Source organism: Actinoallomurus sp. NBC_01490, assembly GCF_036227085.1.
Classification (GTDB): Bacteria; Actinomycetota; Actinomycetes; order Streptosporangiales; family Streptosporangiaceae; genus Actinoallomurus; species Actinoallomurus oryzae.
On the sequence record NZ_CP109433.1, the window covers coordinates 1,606,427 to 1,627,150 of the forward strand.

General features: G+C 72.2%; 20 protein-coding genes. 12 read left to right on the plus strand and 8 right to left on the minus strand.

Annotated elements, in window-relative coordinates:
* Positions 1-732, plus strand: coding sequence for a TetR/AcrR family transcriptional regulator (locus OG417_RS08145; protein WP_329252009.1), 732 nt, complete (start codon positions 1-3; stop codon positions 730-732).
* On the opposite strand, the gene OG417_RS08150 is transcribed toward OG417_RS08145, so the two are convergent.
* Both OG417_RS08150 and OG417_RS08155 read right to left on the minus strand, forming a co-directional pair.
* Entirely contained in the window at positions 719-1,021 is a 303-nt protein-coding gene (locus OG417_RS08150) for a DUF1905 domain-containing protein (RefSeq protein ID WP_329252011.1), read from the minus strand. The two genes, OG417_RS08145 and OG417_RS08150, sit on opposite strands and share 14 nt — an antisense overlap.
* A 29-nt stretch (positions 1,022-1,050) precedes the next feature.
* Positions 1,051-1,692, minus strand: coding sequence for a TetR/AcrR family transcriptional regulator (locus OG417_RS08155; protein ID WP_329252014.1), 642 nt, complete (start codon positions 1,690-1,692; stop codon positions 1,051-1,053).
* Between the two features lie 104 nt (positions 1,693-1,796).
* Here OG417_RS08155 and OG417_RS08160 point away from each other — a divergent pair, with 104 nt between their 5' ends.
* A complete protein-coding gene (locus OG417_RS08160) occupies positions 1,797-2,528 on the plus strand; it encodes a hypothetical protein (RefSeq protein ID WP_329252017.1) in 732 nt (243 codons plus the stop codon).
* Between the two features lie 9 nt (positions 2,529-2,537).
* Here the strand turns inward: OG417_RS08160 and OG417_RS08165 are convergent, their stop codons facing one another.
* Complete coding sequence (locus OG417_RS08165) at positions 2,538-4,199, minus strand: TIGR03767 family metallophosphoesterase (RefSeq protein WP_329252021.1); 1,662 nt, start codon at positions 4,197-4,199, stop codon at positions 2,538-2,540.
* A 78-nt stretch (positions 4,200-4,277) separates the two neighbouring features.
* Positions 4,278-5,306 (minus strand): LacI family DNA-binding transcriptional regulator, encoded by a 1,029-nt coding sequence (locus OG417_RS08170; RefSeq protein WP_329252023.1) that lies wholly within the window; start codon positions 5,304-5,306, stop codon positions 4,278-4,280.
* Between the two features lie 102 nt (positions 5,307-5,408).
* Between OG417_RS08170 and OG417_RS08175 the strand changes: the two genes are divergently transcribed.
* On the plus strand, positions 5,409-6,779 hold the full coding sequence (locus OG417_RS08175) for an MFS transporter (protein WP_329252028.1): 1,371 nt from the start codon (positions 5,409-5,411) through the stop codon (positions 6,777-6,779).
* Here the strand turns inward: OG417_RS08175 and OG417_RS08180 are convergent, their stop codons facing one another.
* On the minus strand, positions 6,780-7,655 hold the full coding sequence (locus tag OG417_RS08180; protein WP_329252031.1) for a LysR family transcriptional regulator: 876 nt from the start codon (positions 7,653-7,655) through the stop codon (positions 6,780-6,782).
* 70 nt (positions 7,656-7,725) lie between these two features.
* Between OG417_RS08180 and OG417_RS08185 the strand changes: the two genes are divergently transcribed.
* The 4 genes from OG417_RS08185 (at position 7,726) to OG417_RS08200 (ending at position 12,230) form a co-directional block, all read left to right on the plus strand.
* A complete protein-coding gene (locus tag OG417_RS08185) occupies positions 7,726-8,466 on the plus strand; it encodes an SDR family NAD(P)-dependent oxidoreductase (protein ID WP_329252033.1) in 741 nt (246 codons plus the stop codon).
* 253 nt (positions 8,467-8,719) lie between these two features.
* On the plus strand, positions 8,720-10,129 hold the full coding sequence (locus tag OG417_RS08190) for a family 2B encapsulin nanocompartment shell protein (RefSeq protein ID WP_329252036.1): 1,410 nt from the start codon (positions 8,720-8,722) through the stop codon (positions 10,127-10,129).
* Between the two features lie 30 nt (positions 10,130-10,159).
* Positions 10,160-10,996, plus strand: coding sequence for a geranyl diphosphate 2-C-methyltransferase (locus tag OG417_RS08195; RefSeq protein WP_329252040.1), 837 nt, complete (start codon positions 10,160-10,162; stop codon positions 10,994-10,996).
* Positions 10,997-11,042: 46 nt separating this feature from the next.
* Positions 11,043-12,230 (plus strand): family 2 encapsulin nanocompartment cargo protein terpene cyclase, encoded by a 1,188-nt coding sequence (locus tag OG417_RS08200; RefSeq protein ID WP_329252043.1) that lies wholly within the window; start codon positions 11,043-11,045, stop codon positions 12,228-12,230.
* 39 nt (positions 12,231-12,269) lie between these two features.
* Here the strand turns inward: OG417_RS08200 and OG417_RS08205 are convergent, their stop codons facing one another.
* A complete protein-coding gene (locus OG417_RS08205) occupies positions 12,270-13,160 on the minus strand; it encodes an NAD(P)H-binding protein (RefSeq protein ID WP_329252046.1) in 891 nt (296 codons plus the stop codon).
* A 123-nt stretch (positions 13,161-13,283) separates the two neighbouring features.
* Between OG417_RS08205 and OG417_RS08210 the strand changes: the two genes are divergently transcribed.
* Positions 13,284-14,024, plus strand: a complete 741-nt coding sequence (locus tag OG417_RS08210) for a TetR/AcrR family transcriptional regulator (RefSeq protein ID WP_329252049.1) — start codon at positions 13,284-13,286, stop codon at positions 14,022-14,024.
* A 28-nt stretch (positions 14,025-14,052) separates the two neighbouring features.
* Positions 14,053-14,565, plus strand: coding sequence for a hypothetical protein (locus OG417_RS08215; RefSeq protein WP_329252050.1), 513 nt, complete (start codon positions 14,053-14,055; stop codon positions 14,563-14,565).
* Between the two features lie 16 nt (positions 14,566-14,581).
* Here OG417_RS08215 and OG417_RS08220 read toward each other — a convergent pair whose 3' ends face one another.
* Positions 14,582-15,496 (minus strand): LysR family transcriptional regulator, encoded by a 915-nt coding sequence (locus OG417_RS08220; RefSeq protein ID WP_329252054.1) that lies wholly within the window; start codon positions 15,494-15,496, stop codon positions 14,582-14,584.
* A 343-nt stretch (positions 15,497-15,839) separates the two neighbouring features.
* Between OG417_RS08220 and OG417_RS08225 the strand changes: the two genes are divergently transcribed.
* The 3 genes from OG417_RS08225 to OG417_RS08235 all read left to right on the plus strand — a co-directional run bounded on the left by OG417_RS08225 (position 15,840) and on the right by OG417_RS08235 (position 18,739).
* A complete protein-coding gene (locus tag OG417_RS08225; protein WP_329252057.1) occupies positions 15,840-17,048 on the plus strand; it encodes a YbfB/YjiJ family MFS transporter in 1,209 nt (402 codons plus the stop codon).
* Positions 17,049-17,119: 71 nt separating this feature from the next.
* Entirely contained in the window at positions 17,120-18,010 is an 891-nt protein-coding gene (locus OG417_RS08230) for a hypothetical protein (RefSeq protein WP_329252060.1), read from the plus strand.
* Between the two features lie 75 nt (positions 18,011-18,085).
* Positions 18,086-18,739, plus strand: coding sequence for a DNA-binding response regulator (locus tag OG417_RS08235; protein WP_329252063.1), 654 nt, complete (start codon positions 18,086-18,088; stop codon positions 18,737-18,739).
* 2 nt (positions 18,740-18,741) lie between these two features.
* On the opposite strand, the gene OG417_RS08240 is transcribed toward OG417_RS08235, so the two are convergent.
* Positions 18,742-20,598, minus strand: a complete 1,857-nt coding sequence (locus OG417_RS08240; RefSeq protein ID WP_329252066.1) for an SUKH-3 domain-containing protein — start codon at positions 20,596-20,598, stop codon at positions 18,742-18,744.
* Positions 20,599-20,724 lie beyond the last annotated feature (126 nt).

The window sequence follows — 20,724 nt, forward strand, 5'->3', positions numbered from 1 at the left end:
ATGGGCGATGCGGTCAAGAGCCCGCGGGCGCGTTACCGCGAGCAGGTGCGCGAGGAGATCAAGGCGCACGCCTGGGCGCAGGTCGCCGCCACGGGCGCGTCGGCGCTGTCCCTCAACGCGATCGCCAAGCAGATGGGCATCAGCGGTCCCGCTCTCTACCGCTACTTCCGCAACCGTGACGAGCTGATCACCGAACTCGTCCTGGACGCCTACCGCGACCTGTCCGACACCTGCCAGGCCGCCGTGACGCCCGGCGATCCGCCCGAGGCGAGGCTGGCCGCGATGGCGTCCGCCCTGCGCCGGTGGGCGCTGGCCGCTCCACACCGCTACCTGCTCATCTACGGCACACCGGTGCCCGGCTACGCCGCCCCGCCCGAGGCGACCACGCTCGCCGCCGGCATCATGACGCTCCTGCTCGACGCCTATGCCGAGGCCGGCACAGAGGCAGGAACGGAGGCAGGAACGGAGGCAGGAACGGCGGCAGGAGGCGGTCCGGCCTCCGATGCCGCCACGGCCCTCGACGACCACCTGGCCGCGCATCGGCAGTGGGCGGCCGACCACCCCGCTTCGGCGTCCGCCCTACGTCGCGCGCTCACCTTCTGGACCCGGCTGCACGGCGTCATCAGTCTCGAGGTCGCCGGCCACTTCACCGGCATGGGCTTCGACCCCGCCCTGCTCTACGCCGCGGAAAGCGACTCCGCCGGCGCATCGGGGGAGGTCAGAAGTCGATGAGCTCGACCTTCACCGTCGCGACGTCGCCCGCGTCGAGGGATTCGGCCGTGCGGACGGCGCGCTTGATGGGCAGCACGTAACGACCGCGCGCGCTGTCGGGGAAGATCGAGGTCGTCCACGTGCTGCCGCCGACCACGACGCGTACCCGCAGTGAACCGAAGCCGCGACGCAGCCCGCCGGCCAGGTCACGGATCTCTTCGGACTCATCGGCGGGCAGGCTGACGAAGGTCCAGGTGTCGGAGCGTCGCGCATCCCAGATCCACAGCTCGGCATCGAAGACGACCACCATGGAGGAAGCATCACACGCGGCACCGACAGTCAGGGTCGCGGGGAGCCGGGCGCGATCGTCGTCTGAGCGGCGGAGCAGAGCAGGCGCACGCTGCGGATGAACTTCTCGTCCTGGTCGTGGCGCGATGCTTCGGCCGTGGTCATCGGGAAGCGCTCGTGGAGGTCGGTGACGTCCTGCCGGTCGACGGCGGGGCCGGGGGACCGGCTCTGCTCCTGGAGCACGAACCCGGTGACGTGGCTGAGCAACGTGTCCGCGACGATGACGCGATGCTCCTCGGGCACGCCCGCGTCGCGCAGGGTCTCCAGCAGCCGTTCCATCAGGGACAGTGCGCCGGGGCTCAGCATGCTCGGGCTGTCGGCGAGCAGGAGAGGCCCGCCCGGATGCCGCCTGATGCTCTCTCGCAGCGTGAGGGCCTGCGCCTCGATCCGCGCCCGCCAGTCCGCTTCCTCCGGCAGGGCCGCCAGGGCCGCGCTGCCGGCGTCGTACGCCTGCTGGGCGATCCGATCCGCCATCAGTCTCAGCAGGGCGTCCTTGTTCCGTACGTGGTAGTAGAGGCTCCCGGCGTGCACGTCGAGACGTTCGGCCACGCGCCGCATGGACAGTCCCTGGTAGCCCACCTCGGCGAACGTGGCCATGCCCGCGTCGATGATCCGGTCCGTGCTCAGCTTCACGGCGTCACCGTAGCGCACTTTTGAACGCTGTTTGAATTGCCCCTCGGTCGGCGTTACAGTCGGCACCAGACGGATTCAAACGGTGTTCAAAAAGGCGGGCCGAGATGGGCGCACTGCTGTTCAACGTGACCACGGCGGGGCTGATGGTGCTGATGTTCAAGGCCGGTCAGGTTCTGGTGGAGCGGGACGCGATCGGGTGGCGCCGCCTCCCCTGGGCCGCGGCCGGGCTGACCGCGGTGGCACTGGCAGGCGTGGTGACCCAGCTCTGCTGGCACGGAGCGATGGCGGCCCTCGACGCGGATCCGGACAAGACGGGCTGGTGGCGCGTGGTCACCTCGGTCTTCATGCAGAACGGAGGCGTCGCCGGGGCGTCGTGGAACATCGTCACCCTGGCCGTCATCGCCGCCCTGGCCGAGCGCGTCTGGAACGGGCCGCTGACGGTGGTTCTGTTCGCCGCCGGCGCGCTCCTCCCGCGGTACGTCGACGCGCTGTTCGGCGCGACGAGCGGTAGCACCGATCCACGCGACTTCGCCGGCAGTTCCGGAGCCACCTACTTCCTCGGTGCGACCCTGGCCGGCGTCCTTCTCCTGCGCGGCCACGCCGTCAAGGAACGGCTGCTCGCCGCCGGCGTGCCGGTGTTCGGCCTGGCGCTGTGGTTCGCCCAGGGGAACGGCCACGGGCTGGTGGCGGCGTACGGCTTCGCCCTCGGCCTCCTCGTCCGTGGGCCGGCACGCCTGGTGGCCCGCCCCCAACACGGCCGGCGGCGGCTCAGGCGGGGTCCGCGCCCCGAGGACGCCGACTCCCCGCACCTTCGCGACCAGCCGCAGAACTCCTGAGTACGGCGCTCAGCGGGCGGTGGTCGCGTCGTAAGGCCCGTTCCACGGGCGCCCGGCGCCGGTGAGCGCGTCGGTCAGCGCGACCGGGACGCCGACGAGCAGGTCGACGTTGCGGTCGGCCGGAGTCCCGTGCGCCGCGGGGCCGCCGACGCTGCCGGGCTCGTTGGCCGCGGCCTCGCGGTGCAGAGCGGCCAGCCGCCACAGCCCGTGGCCGTCGGCCGGGTCGGCCGGCGCCGCCGAGTCCAGGCTGGTGCTGCGCAGCACGACGATGCCGGGCCCGGCCGTGCCCAGCTCCAGGCGCCGGCCCTGCACCGGCCACTCGGCCAGCGACGACGTCGAGATCTCCCAGAAGCCGCCGCCGGGGCCCGGCCGTGGGGTGACCCGGTTGACGTGGGTGTGCCCGGACACCCACGCGACCACGTTCGGGAACCGGTGCAGCAGGCGCTCGACGTCCGGCGCGAGCAGCCGGGGCAGGTCGGCTGCGGTCCGCTCCGCCGGGTCGGCGGGCGGCACCCCGTTGGTGAGGGTCGACAGCCCGTGGTGGGAGAAGAGGACGACGGCCCGGTCGGCGCCCGGGCCGTGCACCTCGGCGAGCCGGTCGGTCAGCCAGGCCGCCTGCCGGGCGCCCAGGCTGCCGTCGGCGTACCCGCCCGGGTTGGTCGTGTCGAGGCAGATCAGGCGGACACCGGGGACGGCGTCGTAGACGTAGTACCCCGTGCCGTCGGCCGCGTTCGCGGCGGTGAAGCCGTGTCCGGCCGGGTCGCCGCCCGCCTCGAGGTGGGCCCGGACGTACTCGGCCACCCCGACGTGGCGGCGTTCGGGATCCGGGCGCACCGGCCGCGAGGCGCCGCCGCTCACGACGGTCGGGTCGAGCCGGTACGCGTCGATGAGGTCACCGCCCGGGAGGCCGAGCGGTGGCGCGACCGGCTTCGCCGCCCCGCGGACGAGACGCTCGAGGGCCGGTGTCGTCGGCGCCCGGCCCTGGACGAGCGTGTCGTGGTTGCCGAAGCAGGCCAGCCAGGGCACCGCGAGCCCGGCCGGACGGAACGGCCGCGCCGCCTCGGCCAGCAGACCCGGCACGTCGGGAAAACCGCGCTCGCGCTTCCAGACGTCGGCCGGGCCGGGCTCGGGGTTCCAGTACGCGCCGCCGCGGACGGCCGCCGGCGTCGCGTCCAGCCCGCCCGCGCCGCGCGCCGGGTCGATCGGCGCGGCCCCGGTGAGCAGGTCGAGCCAGGTGCGCAGCTCGTTGGCCTGCGCGCTGTCGGTGTTGTCGCCGGTGGTCAGCACGAGGTCGATCGGCCCGCCGGCCGCCGCCGGGTCGCGCAGTGTCCTGATCATGGCCTCGGCGCCGTGCAGGGCGAGGAACTCCTGCGGCCGGTAGGCCGGCAGCATCAGCCGCAAGCCGGGCGTGCCCTCCCGCTCCTGCAGGAACTCCACCCGTGCCGGCGAGGCCAGGTCGGCGATCTGGAGGTCGGTGAGGTGCACCGCCCGCAGCACCACCGAACCGCCCGGCTCCGGCGCCCGTTCCGGCACCAGGTCCGTACGGACCGTATGCGGCTCGCCCGGCCCGTCGGCCAGCACGCGGTACGGCGCCACGGTCCCGGTCCGTGCCGTCGCGGCCCGCCTGATCGTCCTGGTGGTCGTTCCCGGGGCGTACGGGGGCGGTTCCACAGGCGGCTCCTCACGTCCGGTCGACAGGCATCACTTTAACGTTTGAGTCCGGAAGCGGCGCGGCCTGGTGTCCGCGGGTCAGCGCGGAGGCGGGGCGGTCGAGCCGCGGACGAGCAGCGTGGCGGGCAGGCTGACGTCACGCGTGGTGGCCGGCCGGCCGGCGAGCGCGTCGAGGAGCAGGCCGGCCGCGGTCACACCGATGGTGCGGCGGTCGACGGCCAGGGTCGTGAGCGGGGGAGCGAGCAAAGCCGAGGTGGGCAGGTCATCGTGGCCGACCACGGAGAGGTCGTCGGGGATGCGCAGGCCCTGTCCGGCCGCCGCCGCGTAGACGACGTGGGCCAGGTGGTCGCTGTTGGTGATCACCGCGGTGGCGCGGGAGCGCCGGGGACGGGCCAGCTCGGCGTCCAGGGCGGGGCCCGCCGCGGCGGCGGTCAGCTCGGTCTCCAGGATCCGGCCGGACAGCCGGCGCTCGGCGACGACGCGCAGGAACGTGTCGGCCCGCTCGGGGTCGGGGCTGCGCCGCCGGGGCGCGGAGAGCAGGGCCAGCCGGCGGTGGCCCAGGTCGGCGAGGTGGCCCACGGCCTGCTCGACGGCCGCGACACCGTCGACGTGGGTGCGCATGACGGGGAGCGCGCGCCCGAGCCGCGCAGCGTTGAGCAGCACCGTCGGACGGCCGGTCGTCCGGTGCCACTCGCCGGCCGCACGCGAACCGCCGACCGGCGCCAGCGCCAGCGCGTCGACGCCCCGGGCGATGAAGGTCCGCATCAGCTCGGTCTCGCGCCGCAGGTCGTAGTGCGAGGACGCGGTGATCAACGCGTACCCGCTCCCCGCGCACACCGCCTCGAAGCCCTCGATGACGTCGAGGAAGAACGGGTTGGACAGGTTGCGGATGAGCAGGCCGATCGTCCGCGACCGGCGGGTGCGCAGGGCGACGGCCGAGGTGTTGGGCCGATAGCCGAGGTCGGCGGCGGTCTGCCGTACCCGGGCGCGCAGGTCCTCGCTCACTCCGGACCGGTCGTTCAGGGCCAGGCTCACCGCCGACACCGAGATGCCGAGGGCGCGTGCAACGTCGTGCTGCGTGGGTGCGTTGCCGCCGGGTCCTGCCACGGGCACAACAGTAACCGGTGTCTGGACGGTGGCGGACCGAGCTGCTAGAACGTTTGAGTACCAGCAGCACCCCGCCCCGCTCGCCGCTGACCGGGAGTTCTCGTGACCACGACCGACTTCTCCGTCTTGGACTCCGAGGAACTGCGCGGTTTCCACCGCAAGGTGACGGCTCTGTCCGTCGCGGGCATGTTCCTCGACGGGTACGACCTCGCGGTGATCGCGGTCGCGCTACCCGTCCTCACCAAGCAGTGGTCGATCCCCTCGTCGATGACCGGGCCGCTCGCGGCGTCCGCCGTGTTCGGCATGCTGGTCGGCGCGCTCGTGCTCGGCCGCCTCACCGACCGGCTCGGCCGCAAGAAGATGTACCTGGTCGACCTCCTGTGCTTCTTCGTCTTCGCGGTCCTCACCGCGGTCAGCCAGAACTACTGGGAGCTCTTCGTCTTCCGGTTCCTGCTCGGCCTCGGGCTCGGCGCCGACTACTCGATCTCCTCCACGCTGCTGGCCGAGTTCGCGCCCGCCCGCCGGCGCGGCATGCTGATGTGCGGGCTGGGGGCCACCTGGTTCGCCGGTTCGGCGACCGCGTACCTCGCCGGGCTGGCGTTCTCGCCGCTCGGCGCGAGCTCGTGGCGCTGGATGCTCCTGCTGGGCGGGGTCTTCGCGGCGGTCGTCATCTACCTGCGCAGCAAGGTCCCCGAGTCGCCGCGGTGGCTGCAGTCCAAGGGCCGCACCGCCGAGGCGGCCGCCGTGCTCTCCGACCTGTCGGGCCGTCCCGTCGCGGAGGTGGAGGCGCGTCCCGCGCAGGCGCCGTTCAGCCGGCTGCTGACCGGGCGAATGCTGCGGCTCACGCTGTTCTGCTGCGGGTTCTGGTTCATGTACACGCTCACCTACTACGGCATCACGATCTACACGCCGACCATCCTCGGGCATCTCGCCTCGACGCCGACCGAGGCCCGCGTCGGGTCGTGCGTGGTCGGCCTGCTCGGCGTCGCCGGTGCGTCCATCGGCGTGGCCGTGGTCGATCGCGTCGGCCGGCGGCCGCTGATCATCGTCTCCTTCGCGGGGCTGGTCGTCGCACTCGCCGTGCTCGCGCTGATCCCGTCGCCGCCGCTGGCCGTCGTGGTGCTGCTCTTCGCCCTCGCCGTGCTGTGCGCGAACGCCGGGCCGGGCATCCTCGACTTCGTCTACCCGACCGAGCTCTTCCCGACCTCGCTGCGCGCGAGCGGCACCGGCCTGGCCGCGGCCACGAGCCGGGTCGGCGGCATCATCGGCACCCTGGCCTTCCCCGACATGGTCGCGGCCTGGGGCATCTCCAACGCGCTGTGGCTCTTCGTCGCGGCGGGCGTGCTCGGCGTGCTGATCTGCGTACGGCTCGCCCCCGAGACCAAGGGCGAGACCCTGGAGGCGCTGAACCGGCGGCTGGTCGGTGAGGCGGAGCTGCGCGAGCTGGACGAGGCCGCGGCACCGGCCGCGTGATCAGGCTCCCGTGAGCGAGCCGGAACGCTTCGGGGCGCCGGGGGCGTCGGTGGAGCGCGCCGCGGCGACCTCGACGGCCGTACGGACGAACGCGGCGAGCGCGCGGTCGCGACGCTCCTCGGGCCAGGCGGCCAGCAGGGTCGTCCGGCGATCGTCGACGGGAACGGCGACCAGGCCGCGGCCGATCCGGCAGGCGACCGACTCGGGCAGTACGGCGGTGATACGCCCGAGCGCGACCAGCTCGGCCACCTGCCCGGTGTCGGTGATGACCGGCCCGTCGCCCGGTGACTCGTCGGTCCAGCGCGGGAGGACCTCGCCGGCCAGGTCGACCGTGCGTACCGACGCGCGGCCGGCCAGCCGATGCGTGGGCGGCAGCACCACCAGCTCGCGCTCGGTCAGCAGCTCCTCGGTGGCCAGCCCGGACAGGTCGCTCTGCGGCGTGCGCAGCAGCGCGACGTCGGCGGTTCCGTCGCGCAGCAGGCTCTTCTGCTCGCCGATGCCGCAGATCAGCACCTCGACCTCGACCGTGTCCGGGTGTGTGGCGAAGCGGGCCAGGATCGGTTCGAGGAGGCCGGCGTCACCGGCCGGTTTCGTCACCACCACCAACCGCGGCTCGCGCCCGGCGCGGCGGGTCAGCCGCTCGGCCGCGGCCAGGTTGGTGAGGGCCTTGCGACCCTCGTTCAGCAGGACCTCGCCGGCGGGGGTCAGGGACACGTGGCGGCTGGTGCGCTCTAGAAGCCGTACGCCGAGCCGTCGCTCCAGGCGCTGGATCGCCCGGGACAGCGGCGGCTGGGCGATGCCGAGCCGCTCGGCCGCCCGGCTGAAGTTGCGCTCCTCCGCGACCACGACGAAGTAGGCCAGCTCCCGGGAATCCATACCTTCAGGGTATAGGTGCGCGTCCCCATCGGTCTTGGTGTCGTCCGGCGGCGGCTGGTGAGCTGGCGTCATGACGGACACGACAACGATCGCCCTGGTCACCGGGGCCAACAAGGGCATCGGCTACGCCATCGCGGCCGGGCTCGCCGACCGGAAGATGACAGTACTCATCGGAGCCCGCGACACCGGGCGACGGGACGCCGCGGTGGAACGGCTGCGCGCCGCCGGCGGCGACGTGCACGGGATGACCCTGGACGTGACCGCCGCCGACACCGTGGCCATGGCCGCCGAGGAGATCGCGACCCGGTACGGCCGGCTGGACGTCCTGGTCAACAACGCCGGGATCACCGGCGACGAACGGCAGATTCCCGGCGCGGGCACGGACGTGCCGGCCGAGGTCCGCAGGGTGTTCGAGACGAACGTCTTCGGCCTGGTCGCGGTGACCGAGGCGATGCTGCCGCTGCTCTTGCACTCGCCGGCCGGACGCGTGGTGAACGTGTCCGGGCGGGGCGGCTCGCTGACCGCGATGGCCACGCCGGACGGAGAGCTCGCCGACCTGCCACCGTTGCTGGGCTACCCGGCGAGCAAGGCCGCGGTCAACGCGGTCACGACGCAGTACGCCAAGCACCTGCGCCGGAACGGGATCCTGGTCAACGCCGTCTGCCCGGGCAGGACCGCGACCGAGGGCAACGGGTTCAGCGGCGACCGCACCGCCGAGCAGGGCGCCGCGATCGCGGTGCGCATGGCGACGCTCGGCCCGGACGGCCCGACGGGCACCTTCGTCGACGAGAGCGGGCCGATTCCCTGGTGACCCGGCGCCGACCCGCATGCGTGCCGTCCCCACGCCCCCTGCCGGGCTGGGGGCGGCGCCGTTTTATGGGTCTTACCGGCTGAACCTGCGGTCGGCGGCTTGGGTTCCAATCACCCTCACTGTGACGTTCCCATTACCTTCCGTGCAGACTTCTGTGCACACTCGTCCCCTTAACGGCCTCAGACCTTCACACCTAGTGTTCGACGGGCAACGCGCTGTGCATCTCGCGACCGTCTCCAGATGGGAGCCTGTCATGACCGACGCCATCGCCGAACCGGCGGCCGAACACGACAGGCTGAGCCTCGGCACGCAGGCGGCCCGTAATCTCGCCACCACCACCAAGACCGTCCCGCAGATGCAGGGCATCACCTCGCGGTGGCTGCTGCGCACACTGCCGTGGGTCGAGGTCTCCGGCGGAACCTATCGGGTGAACCGGCGGCTCAAGCTCGCCGTCGGCCGCGGCCGGGTCGGGTTCGTCCAGACGGGCGCCGACGACGTGCGGATCGTTCCGGAGACCCTGGCCGAGCTGCCGCTCCTACGGGGGTTCGACGACACGGCGGTGCTCGCCGACCTGGCCCGCCGGTTCGTGCTCCGCCACTTCGAGCCCGGCGAGGTCATCGCCGAGTCCGGCGCGCGGGTGACGGACGTGTTCATTATCGCGCACGGCAAGGTCGAACAACGCGGCACCGGCGCGTACGGCGACGTCCAGCACCGGGGCGTGCTCATCGACGGCACGCACCTGGGCGACGAGGCGCTTCACCGGTCCGAGCCGGTATGGCGGCACACCTACAAGGCCATCACGGCGGGAACCCTCATGGCCCTCAGCCGGCGAAGCCTTCAGGAGGTCCTCGACGGCTCGTCGCGCCTCCGGTCGCACATCGCCGAACGCCTCGCCGTCACCGGCCGGCCCGTCAACCGCAAGGGCGAGGCCGAGGTCGCGGTGGCCTCGGGACACCACGGCGAGCCCACGCTGCCGGGCACGTTCGTCGACTACGATCCGGCGCCCCGTGAATACGAGCTGGGGGTCGTGCAGACCGTCCTGCGGGTCCACTCGCGCGTTCATGACCTCTACAGCGACCCCATGGACCAGCTCGAACAGCAGTTGCGGCTGGTCGTGGAGGAGATCCGCGAAGGCCAGGAGCGAGAGCTCCTGAACAACCGCGAGTTCGGGCTGCTGCACAACGCCGAGTACGACCAGCGCATCAGCACCCGGTACGGGCCGCCGACCCCCGACGACATGGACGAACTGCTCACCCGCCGCCGCGGCACCAGGCTGTTCCTGGCCCACCCGAAGGCCATCGCCGCGTTCATGCGCGAATGCAGCCGGCGCGGCGTGTACCCCACGACGGTCGTCGAGGACGGGCAGGCCGTCACCGCCTGGCGGGGCGTGCCCATCTTCCCCTGCGACAAGCTGCCCATCAGCGCGGGGCAGACGACCACGATCGCGGCGATGCGTCTCGGCGAGGACGACCAAGGCGTCGTCGGACTGCGCCAGACCGGGCTTCCCCACGAGTACGCGCCGGGGCTCAACGTCCGCTTCATGGGCATCGACGAACGCGCTCTGACCCATTACCTGGTCTCCGCCTACGCGTCGGTAGCGGTCCTGGTGCCCGACGCGATCGGTCTGCTGGAGAACGTCGACATCGCCGCCGCACGCGACTGAGCAGCAACCCCCCACCGAAAGGAATCAGGCATGACCATCGCCAGCGTGTACCAGAACGACGTGGCCAACTACTGGAACGCCGAGCGCAACCCCGTCAACCTGCGGCTGGGCGATGTGTCGGGGATCTACCACCACCACTACGGCGTCGGCGAGGTCGACTGGTCCGTCCTCGACGTCGCCGACGACCACGCACGGGACGAGGCGGTCATCACCGAACTACACCGGCTGGAGAACGCCCAGGCCCGGCTCCTGCTCAGCCACCTGGGCGAGATCCGGCCCGAGCACCGCCTGCTCGACGCCGGCTCCGGCCGGGGCGGCACCAGCATCATGGCGAACTCCGCCTTCGGCTGCCGGGTCGACGGCGTCTCCATCTCCCAGGCCCAGGTGGACTTCGCCAACGACCAGGCGGCCAAGCACGGCGTCGCCGACAAGGTGCGGTTCCACCTCAAGAACATGCTCGACACCGGGTTCGAGGCCGGCGGCTTCCAGGCGATCTGGAACAACGAGTCGACGATGTACGTCGTCCTCGACGACCTCTTCGCGGCGCACTCCCGGCTGCTGACGCGCGGCGGCCGATACGTCACCATCACCGGCTGCTACAACGACGTGTACGGGCTGCCGTGCAAGGCGGTCTCCACGATCAACGCCCACTACGTGTGCGACATCCATCCCCGCAGGGACTATTTCCGCGCGATGGCGGCCAACCGGCTCGTGCCCGTCAGCGTCATCGACCTGACCGCGGACACCATCCCATACTGGGAGCTTCGGCAGAAGTCATCGGTCGCCACCGGCATCGAGGAGGCGTTCCTGGAGGCCTACCGCACGGGCGGCTTCCAGTACCTGCTGATCGCCGCCGACCGGATCTGAGTCCCTCCTCGCAACGACCGTGTTCGACGAAGGCAGGTGAGCAGGCATGAACCCGACGCACGGGCCGTGCGGCACCGGAGGCCGGCCCATCCCGCCGGTCGCCGAGGTGCGGCTGGGCAGACCGACCGGCCTGGGGACCGACGCGGCGCTCCTGCCCTCGCTGCTCGCCGCCGCGGGCCCCAGCCGCCGGCCGGCGTACGGCACCCTCCCGGACGCGGTCCCGGGCCCGGCGCGCGGTGGTCCGGGCTATGCCGAACGGCCGTGGGGCGACGGTACGCACTCACCGCTCTACTGCCCGCTGCCCGAACGCGTCGACCAGAGGCTCGCCGACGAGGTGGACGCCAGGCTCGGAGACTGGGCGCGCGACCGCGGCTTCAGCGACGACGAACTCGACGCGCTGGGCAAGGCCGCGTTCGGGAAGCTCGTCACGCTCGCCCATCCCGACACCGACGATCCCGACGCACTCCTCGTCGCCGCGCAGCTCAACGCCGCCTGGTGGGCGGCCGACGACTACTACGCCGACGACACCGCACTGGGTGCCGTGCCCGCACGCCTTCCGCAACGCCTCACCCTGGCGATGTCGGCCATGGACCCGGTCCCGCCCGTGGGAGACCTCACGCCTCCGCTGCGCGAGGCCCACGGAGACGACCTGGTCCTGCGGATGCTCGAGTCGGCGGTCGCCCACCTGAACCGCCACGCGACCTCGGCCCAGGTCCAGCGCATCTGTTACTCGACCTTCGCCATGTTCGTGAGCTGGACCGCGTACGCGGCCTGGCGGGAGACCGGCGAGGACCCACCCGCGTGGGAGTACCTCGCGGCGCGCCAGCACGACAGCTTCTACACCTCCATGACGCTCATCGACGTCGTCGGCGGCTACGAGGTGCCGGCCGAGCTCTTCTACGAGCCGCGCGTCCGCCGCGCCTCCATGCAGGCCGGCACCGCGAGCGTGCTGGTCAACGACCTGCACTCGGTGGCCAAGGACGCCGCCGACGAGAACCCCGTCTGCAACCTCGTCCTCCTGATCGCCGCCGACCGGGACTGCACCGTCGACGAGGCGACCGAGATCACCGTGACGCTCCACAACGACCTCGTACGCGACTTCGAGGCCGGCCACCGAGAACTCGCGGCCGTCCCGTCCGCCGAACTCCAGCGCTACCTGCGCGGGCTGCGCGCCTGGATGGGCGGCGGCTTCGAATGGCACGCCACCAACCCTCGCTACGGCCGGCAGGAGTGACGCGGCATCGGCGCGCTCACCGTCCGCGGGACGTACGCCCTACCTGGCCGGTGACACGGTCGTGGCGAGGAACTCCCGGAACGGCACGGGCGGCCGGCCGAGGAGGCGGGCGAGGGACGGGTCCACCTCGGCGAACTCCCCCTGCCGGCTCGCGACGAAGATGCCCAGCAGCAGGTCGGCCGCCGGCTCGGGAACGCCGTGGGCGACCAGCCCGGCGCGGTACGCCTCGTCGGACACGACGGTCCGGCGGATCGTCCGGCCCGTCAGCTCCGAGGCGATCTCCGCCATCCCGGCCATGTCGATCGCCTCGAAGCCGGTGAGGGCGGGGGTCAGGCCGTCGAGCCCGCCGCCGGCCGAGCCGTCGGGTTCGCCGCCGCCGGTCAGGGCGAGTGCGGCGGCCTCGGCCAGGTCGGCGTGGGCGGTCCAGGACACCGGACCGTCCTCCGGCACGGCCAGCTCGCCCGTTCTGAGCGCGTTCTCGAGCAACATGGCGCCGCTTGCCGCGTAGAAGCCGTTGCGCAGCGAGGTGAAGGGCACGCCGGAGTCCCGCAGCGCGACCTCGGTGGCGGCATGGTCGACCATCGGCGCGAAGGGCGAGGCCGGGTTCGAGCCCATGTGGCTGGTGTAGAGGATGCGGCCCGCCCCGGCCTCCTTGGCGGCGTCGATCGCCGTGCGGTGGTGGCGCACCGCGACCTCGCCCGTGGTGGCGGTGGACACGATGAGGACACGCGACGCCCCCTCGAACGCGTGCACCAGGCTCCCCGGGTCCTCGAAGTCACCCCGGCGTACGCGGACGCCGCGCGCCGCGAACTCCGGCACCTTCTCCGGGTCACGGACGCTCACGCCGATCTGCCCGGCGGGGAGGCGTTCGAGCAGCCGCTCGACGGTCGCCCTGCCCAGCTGACCGCTGGCACCGGTAACGATGATCACGCTGGTCTCCAGTCATGAAGGAGTGGGCCGGAACCCGGCCCGCGACGGCGTTTCCGTCGCTAACGCGGTGACGTTAGCATCGATATCAAAGAATCGCTAACGCTGGACTGTTAACATCGATTCATGGACGACGTCGGTTCGACCCCCTCGGCCGGCGCCCGGGAGGACACGCGGACGCGGATCCTCGCCGCGGCGGCCGACCTTCTCGCGGAGGGCGGCCGGGAGGCCGTCTCGACCCGCGCCGTCGGCGCCGCCGCCGGGGTCCAGGCCCCGACCATCTACCGCCTCTTCGGTGACAAACGCGGACTCCTCGACGCGCTGGCGACCTACGGCATCACCAGGTACCTGAGCCGCAAGACCGAACACCAACCCGGCGACGACCCGGTGGAGGACCTGCGCGCCGGATGGGACCTGCACGTCGGCTTCGGCCTGGCCAATCCCGAGCTCTACGCGCTGATGTACGGCGACCCGCACCACGGTTCCACCTCCCCGGCGGCCGCCGCGGCGTTCGACATCCTCGCCGGGCACATCGGCAGGATCGCCCGGGCGGGCCGCCTGAGAGTCGGTGAGGAACGCGCGGCACAGCTCGTCCACGCCGCCGGCAGCGGCACGACGCTCGTCCTCATCGCCCTGCCGGAAGAGGCCCGCGACCTGCGGCTGTCCTCCCTGGCCCGGGAGGCGATCATCGCCGCGATCGTCACCGACGTGCCCGTTCCGGCCGCGACCGGGCCGGTCGGCGCCGCCGTCGCCCTCCGAGCCGTCCTGCCGGAGACGACCGCCCTGACGCCGGGCGAGCGGAGCCTGCTGTCCGAGTGGCTCGACCGCATCGCCGCGGACGACGCGCCCCAGGTCCGGGCCGAATGATCGTTACGGCTCACTACGCTGGTCGGCCATGGACGAGATCGCCGGAATGGCCGGGTTTTTTGCCGCACACGGTGTCTGGAGTGTCTCCGACGGGGCGACGCTGATTCCCCTGCTCGGTTATGAGCAGGTGGACGGTGAGCGGGGCATGGACCGCCTCGTGTTCGACGACATCGCCGACGGTGCGAGAGCCGGCCAGGAGGCGCTGGAGGCGGGGCGTGACGGCCGGCTTCGCGCGGTGCTCGTCGCCGACGCCTACCTTCACCTCGACGCGGGCCGGGTCGACGCGTTGATGGTCGATGCCGTCGAGTACCTCCCGGTCCGGCGGTCGCTGAGGATCGCCGTCCCCTACCGGCCGCGGTCGGCACCTGAGGGCTTCGCCGTGTACCGGCCCCGGTTCGTCGGGGACACGGGCTTCGACGAGCCCGACTACGCGGCACTGGCCGACGCCTTCTTCGCCGGGGTCGATTCCCACGAGCAGGCGGCGGTCGTGTGGAACGCGCACCTCATCGATGAGTCCGTTGAGACCGTTCACGGCCGATGAGTGAGCGGGGCGAGGCCTACCGCCGGTGGGGATCGTCCTCGGGTAGCCAGGCCTCGGGGTCGTGGATCCCCAGGTCGCCGACGCCGTCGGTGAGTGCGTCGACGGCGGCCAGAACGGCGGGCCGATCCTCGTCGCGCCGCCAGACGAGGGACCAGGTCCAGTAGACCCGCGGTGCGATCAGCGGGCGTTTGACCAGGTCGGGCGGCAGCGAGGCGGTCCGGCCCTTGGGTGAGTCGACGATCGGGCGCGGGCTGCGGCGTACGTGGTCGAAGAAACCGGATCCGGTGATGCCGGAGTCGGGGATGCGCACCGCGCGGGCGCCGGTCTCGTGGGCGAGCCGTTCGGCGTAGACGTTCCACGACAGCCACGACGCGGTGTCGTCGGAGACGAGGACGGACGTGTCCTGGACGCGGACGTCGCCGGGGTCGGTGCCGGTCGCGACCGCGTAGAGCCGGTCGGCGCCGAGGAGCCGGGCGTTCAGCCCGTGCCGCTCGAGGTCGTCCGTGCACACCCAGCACACCGCGAGGTCCAGGCCGCCGGCGGAGACCCGGGCCGCCTGCGTGTGCGAGGGCGCGACCCAGGCGTCGATGTGCGGCTGAGCCACCGTGGAGACGCGGGGGACCAGGTCCGGGGGGAGCCAGCTGACGTACCCGAGCCGTACCGCCTCGGAGCCGGACAGTCGTGCCGCGCGGTTGCGGACGTCGTCGGCCCGTTCCAGTACGGCGCGAATGTGCGGGAGCAGGGCCGAGCCGGCGGGAGTGAGGCTGACCGAGCGGCGGTCGCGGTCGAACAGCCGTACGCCGAGGTCGCGTTCGAGCGCCTTGATCTGCTGGGAGAGCGACGGGCCGGCGATCAGCAGCCGCTCGGCGGCGCGGCCGAAGTTGAGTTCTTCGGCGACCGCGACGAAGTATCGCAGCTGACGAAGCTCCATCTCCGTCATGGTACGGCGCTGGGAGGCTGCGCCTACCAGCAGGGAGGAATCCGGTCCTGGCGTCATCCCCGGCGGACCTTGCATCGTGGAGGCATGGGAAACGCGACGGCACGCCACCGCCGGTCCTCACCGGGCCCGAGGAGAACCGCGTCCGGGCGCGCCGCGCCACGTCCCACGGCCGCGAGCTGACGAACGACTCCGCCCGGTCGCACCCGCCCCCACGGCTTCCCGCTGCCGCCCCCCGCGGCCGAGCGGGAGCCGTCCCCCCAAGGCTCCCGCCGCAGCACTCCGGGCTGCGGCGGGAGCCACCCCGCCCACCGTCCCGCCTCGCCGAGGAACTCCCATGTGCTCCGCATCGCTGCAAGAGCGCGGCGTCACCGACGCCGGCGCGGCCCGCTCGCCCCGGGCCCACATCATTCCCAGCGCCGCCGCGCTGGCGGCGGGCATGGGGGTGGGCCGGTTCGTCTACACCCCGATCCTTCCCCTGATGAACGCCCAGGCCGGCCTGTCGGCCGGGACCGGCGCGAGCTTGGCGACCGCGAATTACGCCGGTTACCTGGCCGGCGCCCTCGGCGGCATCCTGCTGCCGCGGCTGGTGCGTTCCTCGACCGTCCTGCGCTGCTCGCTGGTGGTCCTCGGCGTGTCCCTCGCCGCGATGCCGCTGACGCACGCGACCGCGCTGTGGCTGGCGCTGCGGTCGGTCGCCGGCGTGACCAGCGCCTTGATCTTCGTCATCGCCGTCAGCTCCGTCCTGGACCACCTGCGCGGCCACCCGGTCCACCTGCCGGGCTGGGCCTTCGGCGGTATCGGCGCGGGCATCGCCCTGTCCGGGCTGCTGGTGCTGATCCTGCGTTCCGTCGCGGACTGGCGCGTCGCGTGGTGGGCCGCCGCCGGGCTGGTCGTCCTGCTCACCGTCCCCTCGTGGAACCTGAGGACGGAACCGCCACCCCGGCCGGTGAACGTTGCCGGCCGGGAGCGAACGGGCGGCCGGCGCGTCCACCGCCGCTTCGCCGCCCTGTTCGTCTCCTACACGCTGGAGGGCGTCGGCTACATCATCGCGGGCACCTTCCTGGTCGCCGCGATCGAGCAGAGAGCCCCCGCCTGGATCGGCAGCGCGGCCTGGGCCCTGGTCGGCCTGGCGGCCATCCCCTCCTCCGCCCTGTGGGCATGGCTGCACCGGCGCTGGTCCCGCCCTGGTCTCCTGCTCACCGCGCTCATCGTGCAGGCGGTCGGCGTCGCCTCACCCGCCCTGGTCGGCGGTGTGGCGGCGGCACTGGTCTCGACGGCCCTGTTCGGCGGCACGTTCGTCGGGGTCAGCACCCTCGCGCTCGCCACAGGCACCGACCTGCGGTTCCCGCGCTCCGTCGCGCTGCTGACCGCGGGGTACTCCGCCGGCCAGATCGCCGGGCCGCTGGTGGTGACTCCGCTACTCCACCACGGATACCAGGGCGCCCTCACCGTGGCGGCCGCCGTGATCCTGGCGTCCGCCGCCGCAGCCGTCCTCCTCCGGATCGGCTTTCCGACCGGCGACACCGGCGGCAGGCCGGGCTGAGCCCGCGCGCCGCCCATCCCGGGGCCGATGCGGAGCTTGTCGGGGCGGCCCGTTCCTGCCACCGTGAGGACATGACCGGGGAGCGCACGCGGGTTCGCATGTCGCGTGAGGTTCGCGCCTGGCTGGCGGCGTTGCTGGCCGAGGACCACCAGATGGGCCGGGTGGTCGGTGAGGCCGTGACGGTGCTGTTCCAGGGCGGATTCGAGCCCGGTGCGCCGTTCGTCATCCCGCTGGAGTCCGCGCTTCGGGATCAGCATCCCGGGATCGCGCTGGATCACTCCTACCAGCGCCGGCTACGCCTCTTCCAGCGGGTCCGCCGGAGCGTCGCCGACCTGGCGACCGCACGCAGACGCCTGGAGCTGCGGATCGGTGCGGGCGGCCTTGATCCGGACACCCTGGCCGAGACGCGTCGGCAGTACGAGGAAGTGGTGGGGGAAGAAGCCAGGGCCGCCCTGTTCTCGCGGCGGATCCAGGCCGGACTGAACGTGTTCGCCGCACGCAAGGAGGCCGTGAAGGCGGGGTACGCCGCGGCGCTGGCCAACCGGACGATCGACGAGGCGTTCGCCGCCTTCGACGAGTCGTACGTGCCGGGCCGGCCGGTGGACGACGTGGCACCGGCCCGGGCCGCCGCCGACGACATGCTGCGCGGCGCCGCCGAGCTGGAGCAGTGGCTCGGCGGCGACACCGCGCCCGAGATCAGTGAGCTGCGGCTCGAGACCTCCGAGCTGCGTCTCCTGTTCGCGGTCGTGTCGCCGGACACGGCCGTACTCCTGGTCGTGGGCATCGGTCATGACGACTGGGACCGGTGGTACGAGCAGGCGCTGCCCCTGGCCCGGGACGAACTCGAGCTGGAGGACGGCGAGTTCACCGGCTACGACCTGACGACGTTCCTGACGGAGTACTTCCCCGGCGAGGAGGCGGAGATCCAGGCCGCCGCCCACCTCGTACGGACGTCCGGGTAGACGCACGTACAGGGCACCGAGGCGACCCGGTCTCAGGCGAAGAACGTCGCGAGGTCCGTGGGGCAGACTGGCCGCGTGCGGATCGTGGTCGGTGGCGACGACGTCCCTCTCGCCGAGCGCATGGCGAAGTTGAGCCGGGCGTACGGCGCGGAGGTGATGATCACAGGTGACGGATTCTCGGCGCTGATCGAGATGGCCGAGCGAGAGCGGCCGGACGTGACCATGACGACGGTGGGTCCGTCGTACGCGGACCACGACAAGGTACGGACGGCGCTGGACCTGCGGCGCCGGCACCCGGCGACCGGAGTCATGCTCGTCTCATCGAGCGCCGAAGTGAGCTACACGAGGGAGCTCGTGGCCGCCGGCGGCGGCGTCGGATATGTGTCGGGGAGCAGTTTCGACCGGCCCGCCGACGTCGTCCTCGCGCTGCTGCGCGTCGTCGCGGGGGAGTTCGGCCTGGACCGAGCGGTGATCGAGAATCTCGTCGGCTCGACCCGGGTGCCGGAGCTGCGCGGCCTGAACAGGGTGGAACGCGAAGTCGTGGATCTGGTCGCCGGGGGATGGTCCGACGAGGTGATCGCCGCGCGGCTGCTGTTCTCCGAGGCGACGGTGGTCAGGGTCGTCGGTGAGGTCTTCGACAAGCTCGGTCTGGAGCCGGTGGCCGACCCGGCGCGCCGGGCGCACGCCATGCTCTCTCTCGCCGCGGACCGCACACGTCCGCCGTCCTGACCTCAGTCGCGGAGCGCGTCGGCGAGCAGGATCGCGTGGACGTCGTGGGCCAGGTCGTCGAATCCGTTGCGACCGTGCACGCGCACGTCGCCGGTCTGGTCGGGCCTTCGGAGGAGCCGGCTCTCGGCGCCGGGGGCGTCAGGGGTCGCGAACCAGCCGTCCTCGGCCAGCTCGATCCGCAGGGCGGGGGCCGCGCCACCCGCGCTCACCACCAGCCGGCCGCGAGGGTCGTCCCGGTCGACGTCCTCGCGTTCGAGCACCCGCAACCCACGGCTGCGAAGGGCCCGGTCGAGTCGCCGGACGGCCTTCGCGAGCCAGTCGATCAGTTCGTCCCGTACGGAGGTGTCCGCGCCGGCGACGAGGTAGCCGCACCGTCCGTCGTCGAACACCAGGGTCTTGGTCAAGCCGACGTTGAACGGCGAGTGGCCGTTCCGGGAGAACCACGCGCGGATGTCGTCGGGGCTCGGTGGGCCGAGTTCGCGGCCGAGCGAACTCAGCCGGCGGAACGCGCCGGGACGCACTCCGGCGATCTCGACCGCTCGCTCGGTGAGCCATGGCGTGACGCCGACGCCGTACACCGCCGCCCTGCGCCAGCCCAGTTCACGTGCCAGTGGGGCCTCGACCTCCGCGATCGCGCCCTCGTTCCGCGGAAAGACGTCTTCCAGATCCCACTCGGGATCGCCCGCGTCGAGGCGGATGGAGTCGCCGGCGAGCCTGAAGGAGGTGCTGGAGTTGAAGGGGTACCACCGAGGGTTCAAGCGGGTCCACTCCCCATGGCGGGCAACGGCCGGGAGGCCACCGGGCCAGGGACCGGGTGACCGGTGTCCGCGGCTGGTCGCCGCGGGCGGCCCTCCGTTCAGGACGAGGTCGAGTGCCGAGCCGAGATCCTCGCCGAGGAGGTACCAGGCGTTGTCGTACCGAGCGAGGATCCGCCCGGTTTCGTCGACGAAAAGCCGGCCGCGGCCATTGATGTACCCCGGGCCGAGGACGTCGCCGCAATCCTCGATCAGGCCGATCGGAAAGAGCCGCGTCCCGATCTCTTCGGCGTACCACGCGTATTCCACCGGATCGATCCACGCGTCCAGCGGGAAGAAATGGATGTGGTACCCGACCTCGGCCATGTCGAGCAGGCCGAACTCCGCCAGGAGCGCGACGGCCGCGGGAAAGGCCTGATGACGGCGGCCCTGAATTCCCTCCCGGGCACAGAATTCGGTGAGCCAGGGTGTCACGCGAGCGCCGGCGTCCCGTCCCGGCTGCCAGCCCGCGCCCATCAGGGAGATCTCGACGTCGACGGTGAAGGGGGAGTCGTCGCTCAGCAACTCGTCCATCCGGTCCGGATCGTACGGAACGGTGGGCGGGTCGTTCGCCCAGCCCGACCGGTCGATCGAGCACTGGTCGACGGATCGGAGGTGCAGTTCCTCCGCGATCTCGCGATGGGCGCGAAGGGCGGACCGCGCCTTCGCGACCACGGCCGGTGAGACGGACGCGCACCGGTATTCGGCGGCGGCGATGTGCCTGAGGAATTCGGGCTGTGGCGCGTGGTGGTGGGCGATCAGGTGGTAGGCGCAGCCGTCCGACCAGATCCATGTGCCGTCGGTGTAATAGGACAGCGGGACCCCTTCGGCCGAGGCGGCCGGATCGTCGAACAGCGTGAACAGCCATGCCTGGCTCTGTTCGAGCACCTCGGCTCCCCGAAGGTAGCGGGCGATCCGGGCGCGTTCGGCGGCGTCGTCGATGACGGCGCGGGAACGCCCGTGACGCTCGGCATCACCGTCGAACCGATGAACCTCATCCGCGATACAGAACTCCTCGACCGTCGAGGGCAGGACCGATATCGGGTCACCGCCGAATACGTCCATGCCGCCATGCTATGGGAATTAATGGATCTCGTCCGCGGGTAATTGTTGTGTCATCGATATTTCAACGGGCCTGACTAGCTTCGCAGCGTAAACAGCGAAAGGCCTACTTACGGAGCCTCACGGGGG

Bases quoted from the DNA above. Each gene is read 5' to 3' on its own strand.
- OG417_RS08185 (WP_329252033.1), top strand. From the start codon at position 7,726: ATGACGGACACGACAACGATCGCCCTGGTCACCGGGGCCAACAAGGGC.
- OG417_RS08150 (WP_329252011.1), bottom strand. From the start codon at position 1,021: ATGGTGGTCGTCTTCGATGCCGAGCTGTGGATCTGGGATGCGCGACGC.
- OG417_RS08240 (WP_329252066.1), bottom strand. From the start codon at position 20,598: ATGGACGTATTCGGCGGTGACCCGATATCGGTCCTGCCCTCGACGGTC.
- OG417_RS08160 (WP_329252017.1), top strand. From the start codon at position 1,797: ATGGGCGCACTGCTGTTCAACGTGACCACGGCGGGGCTGATGGTGCTG.
- OG417_RS08190 (WP_329252036.1), top strand. From the start codon at position 8,720: ATGACCGACGCCATCGCCGAACCGGCGGCCGAACACGACAGGCTGAGC.
- OG417_RS08195 (WP_329252040.1), top strand. From the start codon at position 10,160: ATGACCATCGCCAGCGTGTACCAGAACGACGTGGCCAACTACTGGAAC.
- OG417_RS08215 (WP_329252050.1), top strand. From the start codon at position 14,053: ATGGACGAGATCGCCGGAATGGCCGGGTTTTTTGCCGCACACGGTGTC.
- OG417_RS08210 (WP_329252049.1), top strand. From the start codon at position 13,284: ATGGACGACGTCGGTTCGACCCCCTCGGCCGGCGCCCGGGAGGACACG.
- OG417_RS08180 (WP_329252031.1), bottom strand. From the start codon at position 7,655: ATGGATTCCCGGGAGCTGGCCTACTTCGTCGTGGTCGCGGAGGAGCGC.
- OG417_RS08200 (WP_329252043.1), top strand. From the start codon at position 11,043: ATGAACCCGACGCACGGGCCGTGCGGCACCGGAGGCCGGCCCATCCCG.
- OG417_RS08225 (WP_329252057.1), top strand. From the start codon at position 15,840: ATGTGCTCCGCATCGCTGCAAGAGCGCGGCGTCACCGACGCCGGCGCG.
- OG417_RS08145 (WP_329252009.1), top strand. From the start codon at position 1: ATGGGCGATGCGGTCAAGAGCCCGCGGGCGCGTTACCGCGAGCAGGTG.
- OG417_RS08230 (WP_329252060.1), top strand. From the start codon at position 17,120: ATGACCGGGGAGCGCACGCGGGTTCGCATGTCGCGTGAGGTTCGCGCC.
- OG417_RS08220 (WP_329252054.1), bottom strand. From the start codon at position 15,496: ATGGAGCTTCGTCAGCTGCGATACTTCGTCGCGGTCGCCGAAGAACTC.